The sequence below is a fragment of the Maribacter sp. ACAM166 genome (assembly GCF_005771495.1).
Classification (GTDB): Bacteria; Bacteroidota; Bacteroidia; order Flavobacteriales; family Flavobacteriaceae; genus Maribacter.
On the sequence record NZ_VAUW01000027.1, the window covers coordinates 24,871 to 45,220 of the forward strand.

General features: G+C 35.1%; 21 protein-coding genes and 1 pseudogene. 10 read left to right on the plus strand and 12 right to left on the minus strand.

Annotated elements, in window-relative coordinates; genetic code table 11:
* Positions 1-51: 51 nt before the first annotated feature.
* The 4 genes from ES765_RS15520 to ES765_RS15535 all read right to left on the minus strand — a co-directional run bounded on the left by ES765_RS15520 (position 52) and on the right by ES765_RS15535 (position 5,979).
* Positions 52-2,463: a TonB-dependent receptor gene (locus tag ES765_RS15520; RefSeq protein WP_249356500.1), complete on the minus strand. Its 2,412-nt coding sequence runs from the start codon at positions 2,461-2,463 to the stop codon at positions 52-54.
* The gene (gene recO, locus ES765_RS15525) at positions 2,456-3,184 is read right to left on the minus strand and encodes a DNA repair protein RecO (RefSeq protein WP_138115227.1); all 729 of its coding nucleotides are present in this window, start codon (positions 3,182-3,184) and stop codon (positions 2,456-2,458) included. The genes ES765_RS15520 and recO overlap by 8 nt, the downstream gene beginning before the upstream one ends.
* Positions 3,185-3,318: 134 nt before the next feature.
* The gene (gene gdhA / locus ES765_RS15530) at positions 3,319-4,662 is read right to left on the minus strand and encodes an NADP-specific glutamate dehydrogenase (protein WP_138115228.1); all 1,344 of its coding nucleotides are present in this window, start codon (positions 4,660-4,662) and stop codon (positions 3,319-3,321) included.
* 162 nt (positions 4,663-4,824) lie between these two features.
* The gene (locus ES765_RS15535; RefSeq protein ID WP_138115229.1) at positions 4,825-5,979 is read right to left on the minus strand and encodes a cystathionine gamma-synthase; all 1,155 of its coding nucleotides are present in this window, start codon (positions 5,977-5,979) and stop codon (positions 4,825-4,827) included.
* Positions 5,980-6,063: 84 nt separating this feature from the next.
* Between ES765_RS15535 and ES765_RS15540 the strand changes: the two genes are divergently transcribed.
* Entirely contained in the window at positions 6,064-6,807 is a 744-nt protein-coding gene (locus ES765_RS15540) for a DUF3298 and DUF4163 domain-containing protein (protein ID WP_171017319.1), read from the plus strand.
* Here the strand turns inward: ES765_RS15540 and ES765_RS15545 are convergent.
* A complete protein-coding gene (locus ES765_RS15545; RefSeq protein WP_138115231.1) occupies positions 6,804-7,265 on the minus strand; it encodes a DinB family protein in 462 nt (153 codons plus the stop codon). The genes ES765_RS15540 and ES765_RS15545 overlap by 4 nt on opposite strands.
* Positions 7,266-7,405: 140 nt before the next feature.
* On the opposite strand from ES765_RS15545, the gene ES765_RS15550 reads away from it, so the two are divergent.
* On the plus strand, positions 7,406-7,759 hold the full coding sequence (locus ES765_RS15550; protein WP_138115232.1) for an arsenate reductase family protein: 354 nt from the start codon (positions 7,406-7,408) through the stop codon (positions 7,757-7,759).
* Complete coding sequence (locus tag ES765_RS15555) at positions 7,756-8,667, plus strand: DMT family transporter (RefSeq protein ID WP_138115233.1); 912 nt, start codon at positions 7,756-7,758, stop codon at positions 8,665-8,667. The genes ES765_RS15550 and ES765_RS15555 overlap by 4 nt, the downstream gene beginning before the upstream one ends.
* A 20-nt stretch (positions 8,668-8,687) precedes the next feature.
* Here the strand turns inward: ES765_RS15555 and ES765_RS15560 are convergent, their stop codons facing one another.
* The gene (locus ES765_RS15560) at positions 8,688-9,305 is read right to left on the minus strand and encodes a GntR family transcriptional regulator (protein WP_138115234.1); all 618 of its coding nucleotides are present in this window, start codon (positions 9,303-9,305) and stop codon (positions 8,688-8,690) included.
* Positions 9,306-9,386: 81 nt separating this feature from the next.
* A pseudogene (locus ES765_RS15565) lies at positions 9,387-9,866 on the minus strand (acyl-CoA thioesterase).
* A 120-nt stretch (positions 9,867-9,986) separates the two neighbouring features.
* Here ES765_RS15565 and ES765_RS15570 point away from each other — a divergent pair.
* From ES765_RS15570 to trxA, 5 genes are all read left to right on the plus strand, one after another.
* Positions 9,987-10,961 (plus strand): NAD(P)H-dependent flavin oxidoreductase, encoded by a 975-nt coding sequence (locus ES765_RS15570; protein ID WP_138115235.1) that lies wholly within the window; start codon positions 9,987-9,989, stop codon positions 10,959-10,961.
* 95 nt (positions 10,962-11,056) lie between these two features.
* Positions 11,057-12,019 (plus strand): YheT family hydrolase, encoded by a 963-nt coding sequence (locus ES765_RS15575; protein ID WP_138115236.1) that lies wholly within the window; start codon positions 11,057-11,059, stop codon positions 12,017-12,019.
* A 160-nt stretch (positions 12,020-12,179) separates the two neighbouring features.
* A complete protein-coding gene (locus ES765_RS15580) occupies positions 12,180-12,659 on the plus strand; it encodes a c-type cytochrome (RefSeq protein WP_138115237.1) in 480 nt (159 codons plus the stop codon).
* 225 nt (positions 12,660-12,884) lie between these two features.
* Entirely contained in the window at positions 12,885-13,586 is a 702-nt protein-coding gene (locus ES765_RS15585; protein ID WP_138115238.1) for a DsbA family oxidoreductase, read from the plus strand.
* Between the two features lie 50 nt (positions 13,587-13,636).
* Entirely contained in the window at positions 13,637-13,933 is a 297-nt protein-coding gene (trxA, locus tag ES765_RS15590; protein WP_138115239.1) for a thioredoxin, read from the plus strand.
* Here the strand turns inward: trxA and ES765_RS15595 are convergent.
* The 3 genes from ES765_RS15595 to ES765_RS15605 form a co-directional block, all read right to left on the minus strand.
* Positions 13,930-14,970 (minus strand): lactonase family protein, encoded by a 1,041-nt coding sequence (locus ES765_RS15595; protein WP_171017320.1) that lies wholly within the window; start codon positions 14,968-14,970, stop codon positions 13,930-13,932. The two genes, trxA and ES765_RS15595, sit on opposite strands and share 4 nt — an antisense overlap.
* A 212-nt stretch (positions 14,971-15,182) precedes the next feature.
* Entirely contained in the window at positions 15,183-15,539 is a 357-nt protein-coding gene (locus tag ES765_RS15600) for a DUF2237 family protein (protein WP_138115241.1), read from the minus strand.
* A gap of 206 nt (positions 15,540-15,745) precedes the next feature.
* Positions 15,746-16,120, minus strand: coding sequence for a DoxX family protein (locus ES765_RS15605; protein WP_171017321.1), 375 nt, complete (start codon positions 16,118-16,120; stop codon positions 15,746-15,748).
* A gap of 51 nt (positions 16,121-16,171) precedes the next feature.
* On the opposite strand from ES765_RS15605, the gene ES765_RS15610 reads away from it, so the two are divergent.
* The gene (locus ES765_RS15610) at positions 16,172-16,540 is read left to right on the plus strand and encodes a DoxX family protein (RefSeq protein ID WP_138115242.1); all 369 of its coding nucleotides are present in this window, start codon (positions 16,172-16,174) and stop codon (positions 16,538-16,540) included.
* 52 nt (positions 16,541-16,592) lie between these two features.
* On the opposite strand, the gene ES765_RS15615 is transcribed toward ES765_RS15610, so the two are convergent.
* Both ES765_RS15615 and ES765_RS15620 read right to left on the minus strand, forming a co-directional pair.
* Positions 16,593-18,218 carry a SulP family inorganic anion transporter gene (locus ES765_RS15615; RefSeq protein ID WP_138115243.1) on the minus strand — a complete coding sequence of 542 codons (1,626 nt, stop codon included), beginning with the start codon at positions 18,216-18,218 and terminating at the stop codon, positions 16,593-16,595.
* Positions 18,219-18,300: 82 nt separating this feature from the next.
* Entirely contained in the window at positions 18,301-19,275 is a 975-nt protein-coding gene (locus ES765_RS15620; protein WP_171017322.1) for a phytanoyl-CoA dioxygenase family protein, read from the minus strand.
* A gap of 143 nt (positions 19,276-19,418) precedes the next feature.
* Between ES765_RS15620 and ES765_RS15625 the strand changes: the two genes are divergently transcribed.
* A complete protein-coding gene (locus ES765_RS15625) occupies positions 19,419-20,267 on the plus strand; it encodes a helix-turn-helix domain-containing protein (RefSeq protein ID WP_138115244.1) in 849 nt (282 codons plus the stop codon).
* Positions 20,268-20,350: the final 83 nt, after the last annotated feature.

The window sequence follows — 20,350 nt, forward strand, 5'->3', positions numbered from 1 at the left end:
TAACCCTTTTGTAATTTTAAAAAGACCCGCTACCTGCGGGTCTTTTTTTATTTAAAAATGATAGCCTATACCGAGAATAATATTTCGTCCGGGTGCTACAATACCAGATGAATACGTTCTATAACGTTGATCTGTAATATTTTCTAAACTGACAGAAGCTTTGAACCGGTTCGTTATATCATATTGCGAACGAAAGTTTAACGTGTACCAAGAAGGAGCATATGGCTTTCCCTTTACATCTAATGCATATATATACTCTTTTGATTGTTCTGACATTGCCAGTTCATTAGACGCAATTTCACCATTATAATTTAAAAATAGATCCGTACGTAGTCTTTGGTTTTTCCAGATAACGTGAAAATCTCCAAAAGTTGGCGCCGCATGTCGTGCAGGTGTTTCAGAACCATCCTCTTCCTCTTCTACACCCTCTGTCAAAGTTAGGTTAGAAGATAAAGACCACTGTTCTGTAAGATAGGCCTCCAATCCAAATTCAAAACCATAGACATACGCTTTAGCTGCATTCTGTATTGCTTGTACATTACTGATTTCACCATCATATTCTATTTCAGAAACTCCATTATATTTAAAGTCGCGGCGCACCAAGGCATCTACTAAATACGTATAGTACGCTGTTCCTTTCAATATTATTTTATCTTTTATATTTCGTTGAACACCTATTTCAAAATTATACGCATATTCAGGTTCCAAATTTGGATTTGGAACTACGACCGATCCTGGCTCTGAATCAAAAATTTTACCTACGTCATCTATATTCGGTGCTCTAAAACCCGTTGATCCATTCAATGTAAATTGAAGATTTTCCCTAGGAAACCAACTGAACCCTAAACTACCCGTTAATGCTCCCGTACTTAAATCTGCAGTTTCAAATGGGAAATCATAAAATTTATCGTCAAAAACAGCATCGACCCAAACGTGGCTGTAGCGTAAACCAGACATAAGAGTGAAGTTGGGTTTTGCCTTATACTCTCCGTTTAGATACCCTGCTAAACTTTGCCAAGTGGACCCATCTGGGTAACGAGAGGCAGCTTCAATTTTTTCATCGGTTACAATATTGGTGTCGAAACCATTTGACCCGACATTGTTGAAAATGTATTCACCCCCATAATACAGCTTAAAATTACCTATCTTCTTATTTTCAAAATCAATATTCAAATTCACGGCATCTACTTTTTCCATGGTAGTGTTTAAGACTAAATCTTTAAAATCTCTTTTATTCCTGCTTTCTTCAAAATGTTGATAAGCCAACCCCAATTTTAATCCGTCATAAACCTTTCCATTTCCCTTCTTTTGAAGTTGGGCATTTCCCATAAACCACTTTTGTGGCCCATAATACCATTCTGCAGAGCGCAACCCTAGACCATCGCGTGATGGTCGTATCAATCGATCATATCGAGAAAAATCTGATGTTTCTGAATAGTATGCACCAAGATTCAAATCCCATTTTGTATTAGGCTTGAACAACAATTTTTGCATAAGATTTATTTGATCATACCCTGTAGTAACTTGCTTTTGAGGAGAACCATTACTTACCAATTCATCCACACCGTTAGTTGTCTGCACAAAATAATTTCTTAGATATGAATCGGCACCATGAGACCCCATTCTTAAATCTTGAAAACTATTATAACTTACACTAGTTAAGGAAGACCAATGCTTTTTACCAAAATTAATATCTGCATGAACAGTATTTTCTGAATTTGCCGAAGCAAATCTATAATTGACATTACCCTGCACTAAAAGACTATCGTTTTGGGATAAATCAGGTTTTTTCGTGTAAAAATTCATAACACCACCGATTGCATCACTACCATAAATTACTGAACCAGGTCCAAATATGATTTCTGTATTTTTAATTGTAAAAGGGTCAATAGATATCACATTTTGAACATTCCCCCCCCTAAAAATAGCATTGTTCATTCGAACCCCATCAACAGACAGTAATAATCTATTGGTAGCAAACCCTCTTATCATTGGGCTACCGCCCCCTAATTGACTCTTCTGTACAAAAACTTTTCCACTACTTTGAAGTAAGTCTGCAGATGTTTGAGGTGAGGTAAAGGCAATTGATCTAGCATCTAACGAAACTATTCTATTGGGAATATCTTTTTTCTGTTGTTCCCATTTGGAGACAGACATAACCACCTCATCCAATTGCTGCGCTTTCATAATCAAATACACCTTTTGGCCCTGTCTCTGCATTTGAGATTTTGTGGTTTTAAACTCCTCATAACCAATATGTCTTAAAATAAGACGCTCCTTAATTGAAAAGATAGATGCATCGAATTGACCTTCTAGATCAGTTAATGCAATTTTAGACTTATCCTTATTGAAGACAGCAACATTTGGAATAGTCTCACCACTATCCTCATCCAAAACGGTAATTTGCTGGGCATTACCGAAGGCTGTAATTAAAAATACTGCTACTAAAAGAAACTTATACATACGAATCAAAAATTTCATTTAATACCGCAAGCGATTTTGGTTTTCTAAAACCCTGTAGATGCAATTCAAAATAAAGTATCAGTGATTTCAATAATTCTTGACGGTTGGTTTTTTTCATCTTTATCGTGTCAATAGCATCAAAATTTATGCCTAAGAAGGTCTTGAAATAATAAATATTTTCACCTCTTAGCATTGGGTTCAAAGATTCTGTAGCAGTAAACTCACCTTCTAACAAATCAAAATAGGGTCTATCTATCTGATATGCATCAGGATAAAAACCTAAAAATTTTGTGAGTGACAGCATAAAGTATAAATGAAAATTTGCAACATCCCTATGCATATCCAACCACTGCAAGGATGCTTCTAAAAACTGATACAAATCTTCATTGCGTTCTTCCTCACGTATGCTATTACCCAACAATTCAGCTAAGAACAGGGATATTGCATTCTTGGCCATATCGGCATAAAGTGTTTGGTAATGGTAATACACCTTAGCTTCACGAATTGATTCTAAAGCGCCTTTATTTCTATGGTTGGCAACAATCTCTAGTTGCGTTAACGGTTGAAAATAAGCGAATTTCAATTTTCCTTTTTTAGAAGACAATACACCTCTCAATAAATAAGATTTTATACCGTCTGAAGCGGTAAAAGCCTTAACAATTAAACTCGTATCGCCATATTTTAGTGCAGAAAACACTATTGCCTTGGTCGTTAGCTGCATATCATAATCTCTCTTAGCACAAAGATAGTAGTTTGGTTATTGGTGACTGAGTGAATTAAAAAAATGCGAGGCCCTCAAAAGAGAACCTCGCATTCATACATTAAACCCAAATTTTTTAGGTGTTCACTTAAAATTTAAATAACACCTTGAGCGAGCATTGCATCGGCAACTTTAACGAAGCCAGCAATATTGGCCCCTTTTACATAGTTACAGAATCCATCCTCTTCCTTTCCATATTCAATACAAGATGTGTGAATATCTTCCATAATATCTTTTAAACGCTCATCAACTTCTTCACGGGTCCAACTAATACGCAATGAATTTTGAGACATTTCCAATCCAGACGTTGCTACACCTCCAGCATTTGAAGCTTTACCTGGTGCAAATAATATTTTAGCATTATTAAATTCATGAACAGCATCTGTATTGCATGGCATATTTGCGCCTTCGGCAACACACATACACCCATTTTTTAATAGATTCAAAGCATCTTCTTTAAACAACTCATTCTGTGTAGCGCATGGTAATGCAATATCACATTTAACGTTCCATGGAGTTTTTCCTTCATGAAATTTGGCATTTGGGTATTTACCCACATATTCTGAAATACGACCTCTTCTATTGTTTTTAAGATCCATAACAAAGGCTAACTTTTCATTATTTAAGCCTTCGTCGTCATAAATATACCCGCTAGAATCTGAAAGAGTCACCACTTTAGCTCCTAAAAAAATTGCTTTTTCAGCAGCATATTGCGCCACGTTTCCAGAACCAGATATTACAACGGTCTTACCATCGAAACTCTCATTCTTAGTCTTAAGCATGCTTTCTGCAAAATAAACGGTACCATATCCTGTCGCCTCAGGTCTAATTTTAGAACCACCCCATGACAACCCTTTTCCTGTAAGCACCCCTGTAAACTCGTTACTTATCTTTTTATACATGCCAAATAGAAAACCTATCTCACGTGCACCTACACCAATATCACCCGCAGGCACATCTGTATTTGGACCAATATGTCTGTTCAACTCTAACATAAATGCATGGCAAAAACGCATTACTTCATCATCTGACTTCCCTTTTGGGTCAAAATCAGACCCCCCTTTACCACCACCCATTGGTAACGTAGTTAAACTGTTTTTAAACACTTGCTCAAAAGCCAAGAATTTAAGAATACTAGCATTTACGGTTGGATGAAAACGCAATCCACCTTTATATGGGCCAATGGCCGAGTTCATTTGTATTCTATACCCACGGTTTACATGTACTTCGCCATCATCATCTACCCAAGCTACCCTAAATGAAATCAATCGCTCGGGCTCAACCATTCTTAAAAGAATACTCTTACTATTATATATTTTTTGCTTTTCGATGTAAGGGATTACAGTTTCGGCTACTTCCTGCACTGCTTGTATGAATTCTGGTTCATGTCCGTTTCTAGAGGTAACCTCATCCATAAACGCTTTTATTTTATCTTCCATAAAGCTATTTACAATTGATTTAAATTATTGGTATATAAAAATATAATGGCAAAATTATGCTATTTAGGTAATTTGATGGCTTATTTTTTCAAAATTCGATAAAGTTTGTTGCTTCAACAACAAACTACTTATTTTCAATTCTAAAGTTCAAAGAATTACACGCTATCCTATTGCTTGTTCTAAATCTGCAATTAAATCTTCGGCATCTTCTATACCAACACTAAGTCGTATTAAAGCATCTACTACGCCACTTTTTTCTCGCTCATTCTTAGGTATACTTGCATGCGTCATACTAGCAGGGTGCCCTGCAAGACTCTCAACCCCACCTAAAGATTCTGCCAAGGTAAAAATCTGCAATCGCTCTACAATCTTAATAGCGTCTTCATAATTGCTTCCTTTTGGCACAAAAGAAATCATTCCTCCAAAATCTTTCATTTGTTCCTTTGCGATATCATAGTTAGGATGATCATTAAACCCAGGCCAATACACTGTTTCAACTTTCGGATTACCTTTAAGGTATTCAGCTACTGCTTTTCCATTTTCACAATGCCGTTGCATTCGTACATGCAAGGTTTTTATTCCTCTTAAGACCAAGAAACTATCCATAGGTCCGCAAACAGCACCACTCGCATTTTGAATAAAATAAAGTCTATCTGCCAATTCCTTATTCTTTACCACTAATGCACCAACAACGGTATCACTATGGCCGCCTAAATATTTGGTTGCGGAGTGCATTACGATATCTGCTCCCAAATTTAATGGTGTTTGTAAATAGGGTGTTGCAAAAGTATTGTCTACGGCTAAAAGAATCTTATTAGTATTTGTCAACTCAGCAACTGCTTTTATATCTATAATATTCATCATAGGGTTTGTTGGCGTTTCAACCCAAATTAATTTGGTATTTGAATTGATTTTATCTCGAATAGCATCAATACTTTTCATGCCAACAAAATGAAAAACAATTCCAAATTTTTCGAATATCTTTTTAAATATTCGGTAAGTGCCTCCATAGAGGTCATTTGTTGATATCACCTCATCACCTGGCTCCAATAATTTAATTACTGCATCTATGGCTGCTAGACCGCTGCCAAAAGCCAAACCAAATTCGCCATTTTCAATACTAGCCAAAGAATTTTCTAAAGCCGTTCGAGTAGGGTTTGCACTTCGTGAATATTCATATCCCTTATGGCCGCCTGGTGTGGTTTGAGCATAGGTTGACGTTTGATAAATGGGTGGCACCACTGCTCCATATGCCTTATCCGGTTGTTGACCACCATGAATGGTCTTCGTATTAAATTTTATGGTTTTAGCTCCCATTTTCAATAAATATTTACACAAATGTATCGTTATCTGTCGGAGCATACAATGAAGACGTATTTTTACACTAAATATTATAATCCAATGAAATCAAAGCTTATCTACCTACTTATATGTATGCTACTATTTAGTTGTGAAAATGAAAATAAACTTGCTTTTGAACCCCTTACAATTTCTAATAAGGTCTGTGAAAATTGTTCTACAGTGAAGATTGGGGTTCCAAAGGCATTGAATAAGACCAAATTGGGTGAGACCATTAATATAGCCCTGAAAGAAGAAATCATTGCATGGTTAAATTTCGACGAAGAAAGCAATGCACAAAGTATTGAGGGAGCTATTGAATCTTTCATAAAAGATTATGAAGACCTAAATGCAAAATTCCCAGAAGAATCGATGCCTTGGGAAGCTACAATCAATGGTACCATCACATTTGAAAATAAGGATGTGCTAACCATTAAATTAAAATCCTATTTATTCACAGGTGGTGCACATGGTTATAATACTGTTAGATTCTTAAATTTTGACAAGGTAAACAGTACTGAAATGGATTACCCAGAATTATTTAAATCTAAAGAGGATTTCATAACATTTACTGAACGTATATTCAGAAAACAAGAAAACATACCCGCTGAAGCAGCTATAAATAGTACAGGCTTTATGTTCGAAACAGAAAACTTCTATTTGCCAGAAAATATTGGATATACAAATAAAGGATTATTGTTATTTTACGAGCCTTATGAGATAGCCTCTTATGGTGACGGCCCAATTATTCTGACCATACCTTTTACCGAGGCTAATGTATTTTTAAACCTTCCTATAAAACCTTAACCAACATGCCTCATCAATAGGATGATTGCCCCTATATGCAATCCTTCATGGAATAAATTAAAAGCGACTGCATCATCAATATTTTTCAATGTTACCTTCGCACTTGTGGCGTACTCTTGATAATTTTGAAAAAGCTGATTGTCATAATCCTCCTTTGCCCATTCTATAGTAGAAATTAATAAATCTGCCACCATCATGATTTCCTCATCCGTTGCGGTGCCATCTGGCACAGTACCCTTCATGAATTTGTCTACCATTTCCTTAGGCACACGCATTTGAAGCCCACAGAATTTATAACATAAAATTTGCTGAGTAACTATAGTGTGTGCAATATTCCAAAAAATATTATTATTAAAACCATCAGGTATTGCCAAAAGCTTTTCTTTTGGAGTTTTGGTTAAAATAGCATATAAATTTCTTCGATTCTGTGCTGTAATTTCAAATAGATTCTTAGACATATTTTGGTATTTAAAAGGAGTGTAAAAATAGTACAATTAAAGAGAAATAAGTTTCTTTGTAGCGCATAAGACCCGTTTAGAATTTATGACTTTAACCTTATTAAGGTCAAAAAATGCAACTTCAACTTATCAACCAAAGCATGAAAAAAATATATCACTTAAGCACTTGTTCTACTTGTCAACGAATTATAAAAGAATTACAACCCCTTACTGACTTTGTCTTACAGGATATAAAAACTGATCCGATTACCGCATGTCAATTGGAACAAATGCACGATTTCTCAGAAAGCTACGAGTCTTTATTCAGCAAAAGAGCTGTGTTATATAGAGAGCGAAACCTGAAAGAACAAGAACTATCAGAAGCTGACATTAAGGCCTTAATTTTAGAACAGTATACATTTTTAAAACGCCCTGTTATTATTGTTGACGACCAAATATTTATCGGAAATACTAAAAAGGTCATAGAGGCTGCTAAAAAGGTAATTCATTCGTGAGCAAACGTCTACTTGCAATAATCGCAGCAATTGGTGCTACCACTATTTATGGTCTTAACCATACTATCGCAAAAGGCATCATGCCCCATTATGCGCAACCTTATGGTTTTATTATTTTAAGGGTTTTAGGTGCAGCCATTATATTTTGGCTCATTTCACCCTTGGGCCCTAAAGAGCAAATTGAACGAAAAGATTATCTGCGAATGATTTTTTGTGCTTTTTTAGGAATGGGTTTAAATATGCTTGTTTTCTTTAAAGGATTATCACTTTCTACTCCTATTAATAGCGCTGTTTTAATTACGACCACACCAATTATTGTTCTCATTTTATCTGCAATTATCCTAAAGGAAAATATATCTGGCAGAAAAATAATAGGAATCGGTATCGGCCTATTAGGTGCCTTAGGATTGATTCTATTTGGCTCAGAAGTACGCCTAGATGCTCCAAATATTCCTATGGGAAATTTTCTGATTTTCCTTAATTCTATATTCTATGGCTCATATTTAGTAGTTGTGAAGGTGCTTATCACTAAATACCATCCTTTTACATTTATGAAGTGGTTATTCTCTTTAGGCGTACTAATATGTTTACCTTTTGGATTTGATGAATTTATGCAAATATCATGGTCTACCCTTCCTTTTGAAGCTTATTGGGGAATTGCATTTGTAATATTCGGAACTACGTTTTGCACTTATTTGTTTAATATTTTTGCCCTATCCCAACTAAAAGCTTCTACCCTAAGTGCATTTGTTTATCTTCAACCTTTAATTGGTATTGGATATGCTATACTCACTGGCCAAGACAATCTTACCCTAATAAAAATAATTGCAGCATGTTTAGTGTTGGTTGGCGTTTATCTTGCAAGTAGAAAACCAAAAGCAAATCCTGTGAAGACCAAGATAGGATAACCCTATCTCCTTTTTTTGACTTATATATGTGATTTTTTTGTGTTCTGAAGGTGTAACTGAATGGCACGAATCGCCATTTCCTCATCTCTTTGATGCATCGCAGAAACTATATTAAGGTGTTCTTGTAATATTGCATTCAACGGTCTTGCAAGGCCTACAAGATCCATAAACGGTAATATTTTTGCTGACTTAAATAATTCATACATTATTCTATTTCCACAATTCTTAGCAATAAATTCATGAAAGTATCGGTCGATTTTATGAAAAACATACACGTTTTGTGGTCCCTTCTCAAAGGGAACCAATAAATTTCTTAAATCATCAATTTTTGATTGAGGAACATTAAGTGTAAATAACTTTACGGTCATTGTTTCTAAAGCCAATCTGCAATCGAACATCTCACAAATATCCTGCTCGCTTAGTTCTCGAACGGCAAAACCATTATCTAGCTTACCAACCAATAGCGACTCCTCCTGTAATTGCTGCAAAACGACGGGTATGGTCTCATCTTTAATATTTAGGGTGTGAGACAATCTTTGTTGGGTAATCAATTGCCCAGGAGTCAACTTCTTGGTGACTATCAATTTTTTGACTTTTCCGTATGTCTCTTGAAATATGTCTTCTGAGAAGCTAACCATAGCGTAAATGTACTAAAATAGCGTTATTAAAAATTAATTAATCGATTGTGCCCAACATTACATATCGAAGCATTAGGCAGATTATTGTTGTAAGGTTTTTGGAATTTTAGCAAATTTACGTGAGTCCTCTTTTGTAAGTACTCTAAATTCTTTTGCCTTTTCTACGCCTCTAAAAGTTCTTAAAAATTCGTTGGTTAGGCCTGTGAGTTTTCAGGTTTTTAAATCCATCCAAGCTCCCATCATTTCACAACGGGCAATATTCTCCCCTTTATGATTATAAAAATTATGATGAAATTCAAAAAATTTGCAATCCTCACTCATTCCCATTATTTCCAAAGACACCTTAACAGGTTTACCAGGAAATACTTCCTTAAAATAATATAAATGCTAATAAAACGATACAGGCCCTATTTCATGAATTGCCATTGTTTTATAGTCAAACCCTAAATCCATCAAACATGAAATACGAGTATGGCTCATAAAATTAATATATGCTGAATTTGCCAGATGACGATTTGCGTCTACCTCACTCCATCTTATTTCAAAATCTTTAACGTACATATTCTTCTTTTTTACTATGCATGCGCACTACTCCATAAAAATAATATAGTTTTGAATCTTAAGGAACAAAGAACATGGTTTTTTATACTTAATTTTAAAACCAGTAGAAAATTACACTTTATGTCAAATAAACCTACTTTCATTAAAGATTTAGCATTACCTGTCGTTGCTGCACCTATGTTTTTAATTTCAGGGCCACAATTGGTCATTGAATGTTGTAAAAGTGGTATTGTAGGAACCTTTCCTGCATTAAATCAACGTACAAGTGAAGGTTTTGAAGAATGGTTAGTAGAAATTACCTTGGCATTAAAAACATTTGAAGAAAAAACGGGTAAAAAAGCTGCGCCTTTCGGCGTGAACTTAATTGTACACCCTACCAATCCAAGACTAGAGGCTGATGTGAAATTATGCGTTAAACATAAAGTTCCATTGGTTATAACCTCTTTGGGAGCCGTTTCTCAAGTGGTGGATGCCATTCATAGTTATGGAGGACTCGTTTTTCATGATATAGTTAAAAAACGTCATGCAGAAAAAGCAACTGAGGCTGGTGTAGATGGATTGATTTTAGTGGCCGCTGGTGCAGGTGGTCATGCAGGAACAATCAACCCTATGACTTTGGTAGCAGAAATAAAGAAATTTTTTCATAAAACAATTTTACTATCCGGATGTATCAGCACCGGTAGAGACATTGCATCGGCATTGCAAATGGGTGCAGATTTGGCCTATATGGGAACCCGTTTCATAAATACTGATGAAAGTAAAGCTACACCAGAGTATCGCCAAATGATCATTGATGCAGGGGCGAGCGATATAGTATATACGGCGGCCATTTCTGGGGTTCATGCAAATTTTCTGGGTGCTAGTTTAAAAGCAGCCGGAATTACAGAAGAGGATCTTAAAAAAGACCGAAAAATTGATTTTGGAAAAGAATTAGATACAGAGGCAAAAGCCTGGAAAACGATTTGGTCAGCAGGGCAAGGTTCTGCACTAATTGAAGACAGTTTACCCGTTACTAAATTAGTATCACATTTAAAATCAGAATTTAAAGAGGCTATTGAACAACAGATTAAGGTGCTTGCAACCTATCCAAAATAAAAAAATTAGCTATTTTTATTTAAGCACTTTCTTGTGTCAAAAATTTTCAATGACACCTTTCTAATTCAACAAGGGCACCATCTTCAATTATATCAATGCCGATAGTAAATTCTTCATATAATCCATCTTTATTATTTAAAAACGGCCACCTATCTACTATATATTCTGGACTGCTGCGTAAAGTTGAACAACTAGAACAAATCAGAACAAGAATTATATTACCTGATACTGATTTTCTTGATTTGGATTGGAGCTATGCCCATACTCCATCAAAGAAATTGGTGATTATTATTCATGGTCTCGAAGGATGTTCAAAGAGAGCTTATATAAGAGGGACTGCTAAACTATTAAGTGAATCTGGATTTGATGTTTGCGCTATTAACTTAAGGGGGTGTAGTGGGACTGCGAACAAACTATATCGCTCTTATCACTCTGGTGCTACAGAAGATTTACAATCTGTGATTGAGCATGTATTACAATTAGACACCTACCAAGACATTTTTTTACATGGTTTTAGCCTTGGTGGAAATCTATTATTGAAATATTTAGGAGAAGAACGCATCGTTCCAAAAGAAATTAAGGGCGCAGTTGCCATTTCAGTACCGTGCCAATTAGCAGATTCACTACATGAGTTATTGCAGTTTAAAAACATTTTATATGCTGAACGATTTAGGAGTAATTTGATTGAAAAACTTAAAATAAAAAAGCAACTTTTTCCAACTCGAATTTCAGATGAGGACATCAAGCAGGTGAAAACGCTAAAAGATTTTGATGATATCTACACGAGTAAAGCACATGGTTTTAAAGATGCTATGGATTACTATAGGCAATGTAGTAGTCTTCAGTTTTTGAAAAATATAGAAGTACCTGCCTTACTAATTAATGCGCAAAATGATTCATTTTTAGGGGAGGCCTGTTACCCAATACACATTGCCAAACAACATAAAAACTTATTTTTCGAAATGCCTAAATATGGAGGCCATGTAGGTTTTCATGGAGCCAATAACTTCACCTATGCAGAGCGAAGAACCTTAGAATTTCTCTTAGCATATGATTAAGCTCACAACTCCGCAAAACGTACGTATTGTTTTAGAAAAATAATACGCAAACATTACTGCTGAAATTTTTAATACTACTCAAACAAAACATACTTCAACCCGTAAAAATTGCTATATTAGTACTTCAATTATTGAACAACTCATAAATTATTTTATAGACATGCGTAAATTATTCACTTTATTAGCTCTTAGCACACTAGCTATAGGCTGTGGCGAAAAAAAAGAAGAGAAAAAAGAAGGTTTTGAAATGAACAGAGCCAAAAAAGAAGTTAAAGCTGAAACAAAAAGTGAAGGTGTACCAGTCGACCTTGACAACAAGGGTGTAGGACCAATTACAGATGTAACCTTTGCTGATGCTGTAAATGAAGAAATGGCTGCTGCAGGTAAAGAAAAATTTCAAGCTATATGTACGGCTTGTCACATGGCTGAGCAACGTATGATTGGCCCAGCTTTAAAGGGAGTTTACGAACGAAGAAGTCCGGAATGGGTTATGAATATGATTATCAACCCAGATAAAATGTTAAAGGAAGACCCTATTGCAAAAGCATTGTTGAAGGAATATAACAATGCTATCATGCTAAATCAGAACTTAAACGAAGAAGAAGCTCGCAACTTGGCAGAGTACTTACGTACACTGTAACCGAATTTCCATACTTTATAAAAGAAAACCCATTCAATTAATTGTATGGGTTTTCTTTTATAAGACGTATTATATATCTTAATTCTCTATCAATTTATTGATTAAAAGAAAACCTGAATGAATATAATTATTCACTCTTAAGACGCTACGTAAAGTGAATAATTATATTGAAAAATGGAAAGTAGGTTTTATCATCTTTTTACGACCAAGTAATCATACTACGAAATGAAAAAATTAATGCAAAAAGATAAAATAAAAATTGACATAGTATCTGATGTTGCCTGTCCATGGTGTTATGTTGGGAAAAAAAGATTAGAAAAAGCTATTAAAGAATGGAAAGGCATACCTATAGAAATCGAATGGCATCCATTTCAGTTGGACCCTAACATTCCTGCTGAAGGTTTGGATAGAGATACCTATCTTATAAATAAGTTCGGAAATTTAGAAGGTCCGCTTGAAATGACCGAACGGCTGAAGGTTAGTGGAAAAGAAGATGGTATTACTTTTAATTTTGGAGAAGAATGGCTAGCAATTAACACCCTACCTCTACATCAACTACTTCATGTAGCAGGTGACGAAGGATTTAAGGACGCACTTAAAGAACGTTTCATGAAAGCCTATTTTGATGAAAACCTGCATCTGAACAACATTGATATACTTAGCTCAATCATGACTGAATATGGATGGACGGCTGAGAAAACAAAACAAATTTTAGCTGATGATTCGATTGCTTATTCCGTGAAACAAGAAATTGCACATTACCAACAGCGCGGTGTAAACAGTGTGCCATTTTTTATAATCAATGACACCTACGGTATTAGTGGTGCGCAACCTGCATCTGCATTTTTAGCGGCATTTCAACAAGTTTCTTCAACAAAAACACTTAACGAAGGCGATAGTTGTGATCCAGTAACTGGAGTTTGTTAATTCAACTTCCATAAATACTATAGTTTTGAACTATAACAAATAAAACAATTATGAAAGCATCATTTTCTGAAATCATAAACGATGAAACCTCCGTATTGGTTGACTTTTTTGCCGACTGGTGCGGACCTTGCAAAACACTTGCTCCCATTCTTAAACAAGTTAAGGAAGAATTGGGCGAAGCAATTAAGGTTGTCAAAATAGATGTGGACAAGAATCAATCGTTAGCTGCAAAATATCAAGTAAAAGGAGTTCCTACTATGATTCTGTTTAAAAATGGCAAGCAAGTATGGAGACAATCTGGAGTAGTTCCTAAACATGAATTACTACAGGTGATTAAAACAAGTTAATAAAATTGTAGACAGACAGGGCTTGGTAATTCAACTTCGCTAATAAAACTCAAAGTTCCTCTTTCATTATCCCGCTTAAAGGCTACAATGTTATTACTCCGCTGATTTGCTACCAATAAAAAATTTCCGCTAGGGTCTATTGAAAAATTTCGAGGCCAATCTCCTTTCACAGATTCCCTTCCTATAAGTTCTAATTTTCCACTAGCTTCATCCACTTTAAAAATTACTATAGTATTCTCTCCTCTATTAGAACCGTATAAAAATTTACCATCTGGAGACAAATGAATATCACCACAGAAACTCTCTTCGTTAAAATCGCCTGCTACAGCATCGTAGGTTTCTAGACCGAAATACTTTTCACCTTCTCGATTATATAAGGTTATGGTTGAATTCAATTCATTAATTGCATAGAGGAACTTCCCTTCTTTAGAAGCCACAAAATGTCTAGGCCCTGCACCTTCAGTTACAACCAATTCTTTCTGTTGGCTTGGAGAAAACTTACCATTGGTTTGGCTATATTTTTTTATCCTATCTAAACCTAAATCCGAAACGAATAGTTCTCCATTTAGAAATTTAGACATGTGTGCATGCGCTGTTTTACGTGTATCTAAAACCTTATGATCAATAACTTGTGGTGATGGAACAAGGTCTCCATTATCCATGGTTTTATAAATTGCAATATTTCCACCCGAATAATTAGCTACTGCCACAAAATCTCCTTCTTTGTCAACACCTACATAACAAGGATTAGCACCATACGTTGATTTTGTGTCTATTTCGGTGAGCACGTTATCTTTTACTCTAAAAGTTGTAATTGAACCACTACCTTCTATAAAATCATCAACCTCACCTACCGCATATAATGTTTTCTTATCGGGCGAAAAGGTAAGAAACGAAGGGTTTTTTATCGAGGCCGCCAACGACTGATTACTCAATTGACCAGTTTCTAGATTTAGATTAAAACGATAAATACCCTCACTACCATTATTGGTATATGTACCTACAAAAAGGACTGCTTCACTCTTCAATTCTTCCATCTTACAACTATTTAATACGCCAAATAACATCCCTGACATTAAAATGATAAATAGTAATTTACACTTCATCTTTTTGAACTTAACTTTTTAAAAATAAGTGCAATTTAATTATCTATTAGGAATCGTACAAAATTAAATATTATAAAACTCCATTCATGAGAAGTGTAATTGCCTATTCACATATAAATTAAAGAGCATACGTTTTAAAACTGTTACCACTTATGTTCTAAAAGAAGACTGAAATCTACAAGCTCTAAGGTTTTCTTGTGAGTTGCTTGTAAAATTACAGGTGGGGCTGCTCCCGCATTAGCAGCTTGTTTCCATCGTGTTGCGCAAAGACACCATTTATCTCCGGGTTTTAATCCAGGAAATTTATACATCGGTAACGGTGTGGTTAAATCATTACCCTGATTTTTTGAATACTCAAGAAATTCGAGGGTCATAATTGCACATACGGTATGTGTGCCAACATCCTCAGGGCCTGTTTTGCAATAACCATCTCGATAAAAGCCTGTTAAAGGCTCGTAACAACAAGAAATTAGGGTGGTATCTAATACGTTAGTGGACATAATTTTATATTATCAAACTTAATAATTACATGGTATCTATTAGAAAGTAAAGCTTTCAATATGTTTTATATTTAAAGATTATTTCATCCGTATACCCATATATTAAATTGGTGTTACTCTTAGTGCTAAATTTTAGTTGCACAAATATTATTCATAGCCATTTAGGATAATAATCGTTCAATTATTTTAAATCTGTGTAACGCTATTTATTTTTCAAATCGAGTTAAGAGAATAAATAACGCCATATTCAATAATGAATAGAACAATGATGGAAATGCTAGTAAAAAAGCATCCTTTACTTTAAGTCTTACCACAAAACCGAAAGCCATTAATACCGCTAAGCAAATACTTGCCAAAATTGCCCAATTTTTAGAAAATAAGCCTATAAAAAGTCCAATAGAGCCCATTAATTGTAGTAAACCTACTAAAATTCTAAAATTTTCTAAATGATAACGCTTAAACTCACTCACCATATAATTTGAGAACAAACAGCTAATTCCAAAGAAAAGAAAAGAAACTCCAGAGAATATAATTATAAGCTTTGTAATCCAAAAATATTCTTTAAAATCAGAAAATAACATATACTAGTTCAATATATTTTGTTTAAATTTATAGAAAATATATTAAACATTATGAACTATATTATCATTTCTGCCAAAATAATTATATTTATAGCCATCATAAATGTTTGGTTTTTTCGATTCAATAAAAAAACTCCGTATAGAGGAGGTGATGCTTCTTCAATGAAAACTGAATTTGCCTCCTATGGACTTTCTGAATCAATGGTCTACTTAATAGGTGCATTAAAAGTTTTAAGTGCACTCTCATTAATTGTATCTATTTGGGTTCCTGTATTGGCTTTACCCGCAGCAGCAGTTATGGTTATTTTAATGCTAGGTGCCATTATAATGCACTTTAGGATTGATGATTCCTTAACAAAATCTTTACCAGCATTTATATTCTTATTACTATCGATGCTAATTATCTACTACTCCTATTAATTCAGCCGGCTAAATATAAATGTAATAAAACGGCTCTATACCGTTTCAAGTATTATAGACCCCAAAGTTTAAACGGATTCTTCTTATCTCCATTTCCTTTTGTAGGCTTATCTAACATTACCTTATACGTTGGGTCCTCTATAACATTCACATCAATAATTTCTTCAGCATTTTCCAATAAGCGAATACAATCCTTACTTAAGTGACGTAAATGAACTTTCTTTCCTACTTTAGAATACCGTTCGGTAATCTTATTTAAGGCCTCTATACCACTCATATCTGCCACCCTACTTTCTTTAAAGTCGATTATTATATCATCTGGGTCATCGATAACATCAAATTTTTCACTAAACAATGTGGTCGAACCAAAAAACAAAGGTCCATAAATTTCGTAATGCTTAACTCCATCTTCATCAATATGCTTTCTTGCACGTATTCTCTTCGCATTTTCCCACGAATAAGCCAAAGCTGAAATTATTACGCCTAATAGTACTGCGATAGCCAAATTGTGAGTAACTGCAGTTATCAAGGTTACCAAAATCATGACTACCACATCAGAATTTGGCATTTTTCGAAAAGTCTTAAAACTTGCCCACTCAAAAGTTCCAATAGCAACCATAAACATTAAACCCACCAATGCTGCCATGGGTAAACGTTCAATTACACTAGACCCGAACATGATAAATACCAATAACATTATAGCAGCGGTAATTCCAGATAATCTTGCTCTAGCTCCTGATGATGTGTTAATCAAACTTTGCCCAATCATAGCGCAGCCACCCATTCCAGATAAAAAGCCAGACAATATGTTCGCTGTACCCTGCGCAACACATTCCCTATTACCACTACCTCTAGTTTCGGTAATCTCATCAATAATATTCAATGTCAACAAACTCTCAATTAAACCAACACCTGCAACGATTGCCGCAAAAGGAAAGATTATTTTAAAAGTTTCAAAAGTCAATGGTATTTGTGGGATGGATAATGGAGGAAAACCACCTTTAATTGTCTCCCCTGCTCCCATAGTGTCAGCAACAGTCAATGTATCTATTCCAAAACCTATTACAATTGCTGATACTACAACAATGGCAACCAAGGTAGATGGAATTGCTTTGGTTAATTTAGGTAGTCCCCAAATAATGGCCATGGTCATAACGGTAAGGACTAACATTATAGCCATGTTCATACCAGTCAATAAATTATCAGTACCCTTTTGGTAAAAGTTCGGAAACTGTGCCATAAAAATGATTATCGCCAAACCATTAACAAAACCAAACATAACCGGGTGTGGTACTAAACGTATAAATTTTCCTAATCGTAAAACTCCAGCCAGTATCTGTAATAATCCGGCAATTATGACTGTAGCAAAAACGTAGTTTAAAATAGTGTCAGGTTCAATACCTGGAAAATTTCTTTTTAATTCTAATATTAACCCAATAAAAATAACAGCTATTGCTCCAGTTGCACCCGAAATCATACCGGGTCTACCTCCAAAAATCGAAGTAATTAAGGCTAATACAAAAGCTGCATAAAGTCCCGTTAAAGGTGAAAACCCAGGTATAAGGGCAAAAGCAATAGCCTCTGGAACCAAAGCTAAGGCTACGGTAAGCCCAGAAAGAATTTCTGTCTTATAGTCTACCTTTTGTTTAAAATCGAATAAGTTGAAAATCTTCGCCATGTAGCTTTATTTTAAAGGGCGCAAAAATAGTGATATTTACTGGCCTCACCACAAACATGCTGATTATTCCCAAATTATCTGTTTACCAGTCTTTTAATCCTAATAGTTTATCTCCTAAGGATGATAAATTGGCAGTTTCATATTTTGTTTGTTCCCAATTGCGTGGGTCGCCAGGAAAGGCATACCCTTCGGGTGCTATTTTATGTTTCCACGAATTTATTCTCCAATTCTTCAGATCTTCATTATCTGGTTCGGCGGGCATCATTGAAATATATTGAGCTATACGCACCTTATCTTTAGATTTATTGGGTCGTATTCCATGTGGTTCGGTACTATTGAAAATTAGTAAATCGCCAGCTTCCATTTTTACTTTAACAATTTTATGTTCCAAACCTTTTAAGCTAGGTTGAAAACGGTCTCGGTTCTCAGTTTGCGTAAGTTTCCAAGTATCATAATTACGGTATAACCAAGGAATACATTGAAAACCGCCCATATCTTCATCGCTTTGATCCGCTAAAGCCAAAACACCCTGTACATTTTGGGGTTTAGTTTCAGGGTCATAATCCCAATGAATAAATCCTTTCTTTTCTACACCCGCTGGCAACGGAAAGTTTAAATTGGCACGATCAATAGTGACCCACAATTTCTCAGTTCCCCATACGTCAACAAAAGCATCATACACCCTTTGCGTTTGCCTATTGTTCCATAAATGCTGATGATTATACACCTCAACCATTCCTGTACCTGTCAATTCCTTCATTTTCATTTCAGCGCGTGGTGGAGCATACCAGGTTGTAGCATCGGCAGGACTCTTTTCGTCAAACTCCCAGAGAAAATCGGCTGTGCGTTTTGCTTGCTCTTTTGATACTGCATTCCTAATTACGATGTAACCGTTATACATCCAAAATTGCCAATCTTCATCACTTAGTACACGTAAAGATTCTCCGTTAGGACGGGTATTTAATTTTTGCTTGCTGCTAGTCGCCGTAGAAGGATTTCCAGGTATCTCTTTATGGGCTTTGTTACCCATTTCTACGTTATCATTTGGTTGTTGCATAGTTATAAAATTAGCGTAATAGTTATGGTAAAACTATATTTCATACCTATTACAAACCACCTTAATATTAACCACTATTTGAACAATATTGACTTATTCTAACCATTCAAATAAAATAATGCGCAATTTTGTTACATTTAACTATGAAAATTGAACTAGAAACGATTGAGTCTATATCCAAAAGCCCATTCCGACTTTTGCATGACCCTAAACTGAGCCCCCTTTTTTACTGGCATTTTCATCCAGAATATGAATTGGTATATATTGAAGGTGCAACGGGTACCCGCCATGTAGGTGATCACATATCAGAATATGAGGGAACCGACCTTGTACTTATAGGCTCAAACATTCCTCATTTAAATTTTGACTACGGAGTAAAAACAACATATCGTGAAGAAGTATTGCATATTAAGCCCTCATTTAAAAATGCATTCGTTGACCCTGTACCAGAATTAAAAAGTCTCAGTAGGTTACTGGAATTATCGAGATATGGTATTGCATTTCACGGTGAAACAAAAAAGGTTGTTGGATCTGCACTAAAAGAATTACACACACTTAAGCCCTTCGAATATTTCATGACCATAATGAACATTCTTAAAAGATTATCTCAAAGCAATGAATTTGAACTGTTACACAAAAAACCTTATAAAAACCGATATAGTAAAAAAGAGCAAGACCGTATTCGTGACATTTACGCCTTGATCGATGAAAGATACCAAGGTAAAATCTCTGTAGATGAAGTTGCAAAATTTTGTAATTTAACAAAGCCAGCTTTTTGCCGCTATTTCAAAAAAGCCACAGGTAGTACCTTTATCGAGTTTTTAAATCAATATCGCATCAGCCAATCGAAGCGTTTGTTGCTGACTGGAAAAAACGTAAGTGAAACTTGTTTTGAATGTGGCTTTGAAAGTCTCTCCTATTTCAACAGAACGTTTAAAAAAGTTACTGGTGAAAATCCCTCTACATTTAAAAAAAGATTACATGCAAATTAGAATTTTCTTCTTGAATGAAGCATCAATAAACGCTAATGAGTAAACCTTATATGCCCATTTAAGTTATTTTGATAAAAAAATAC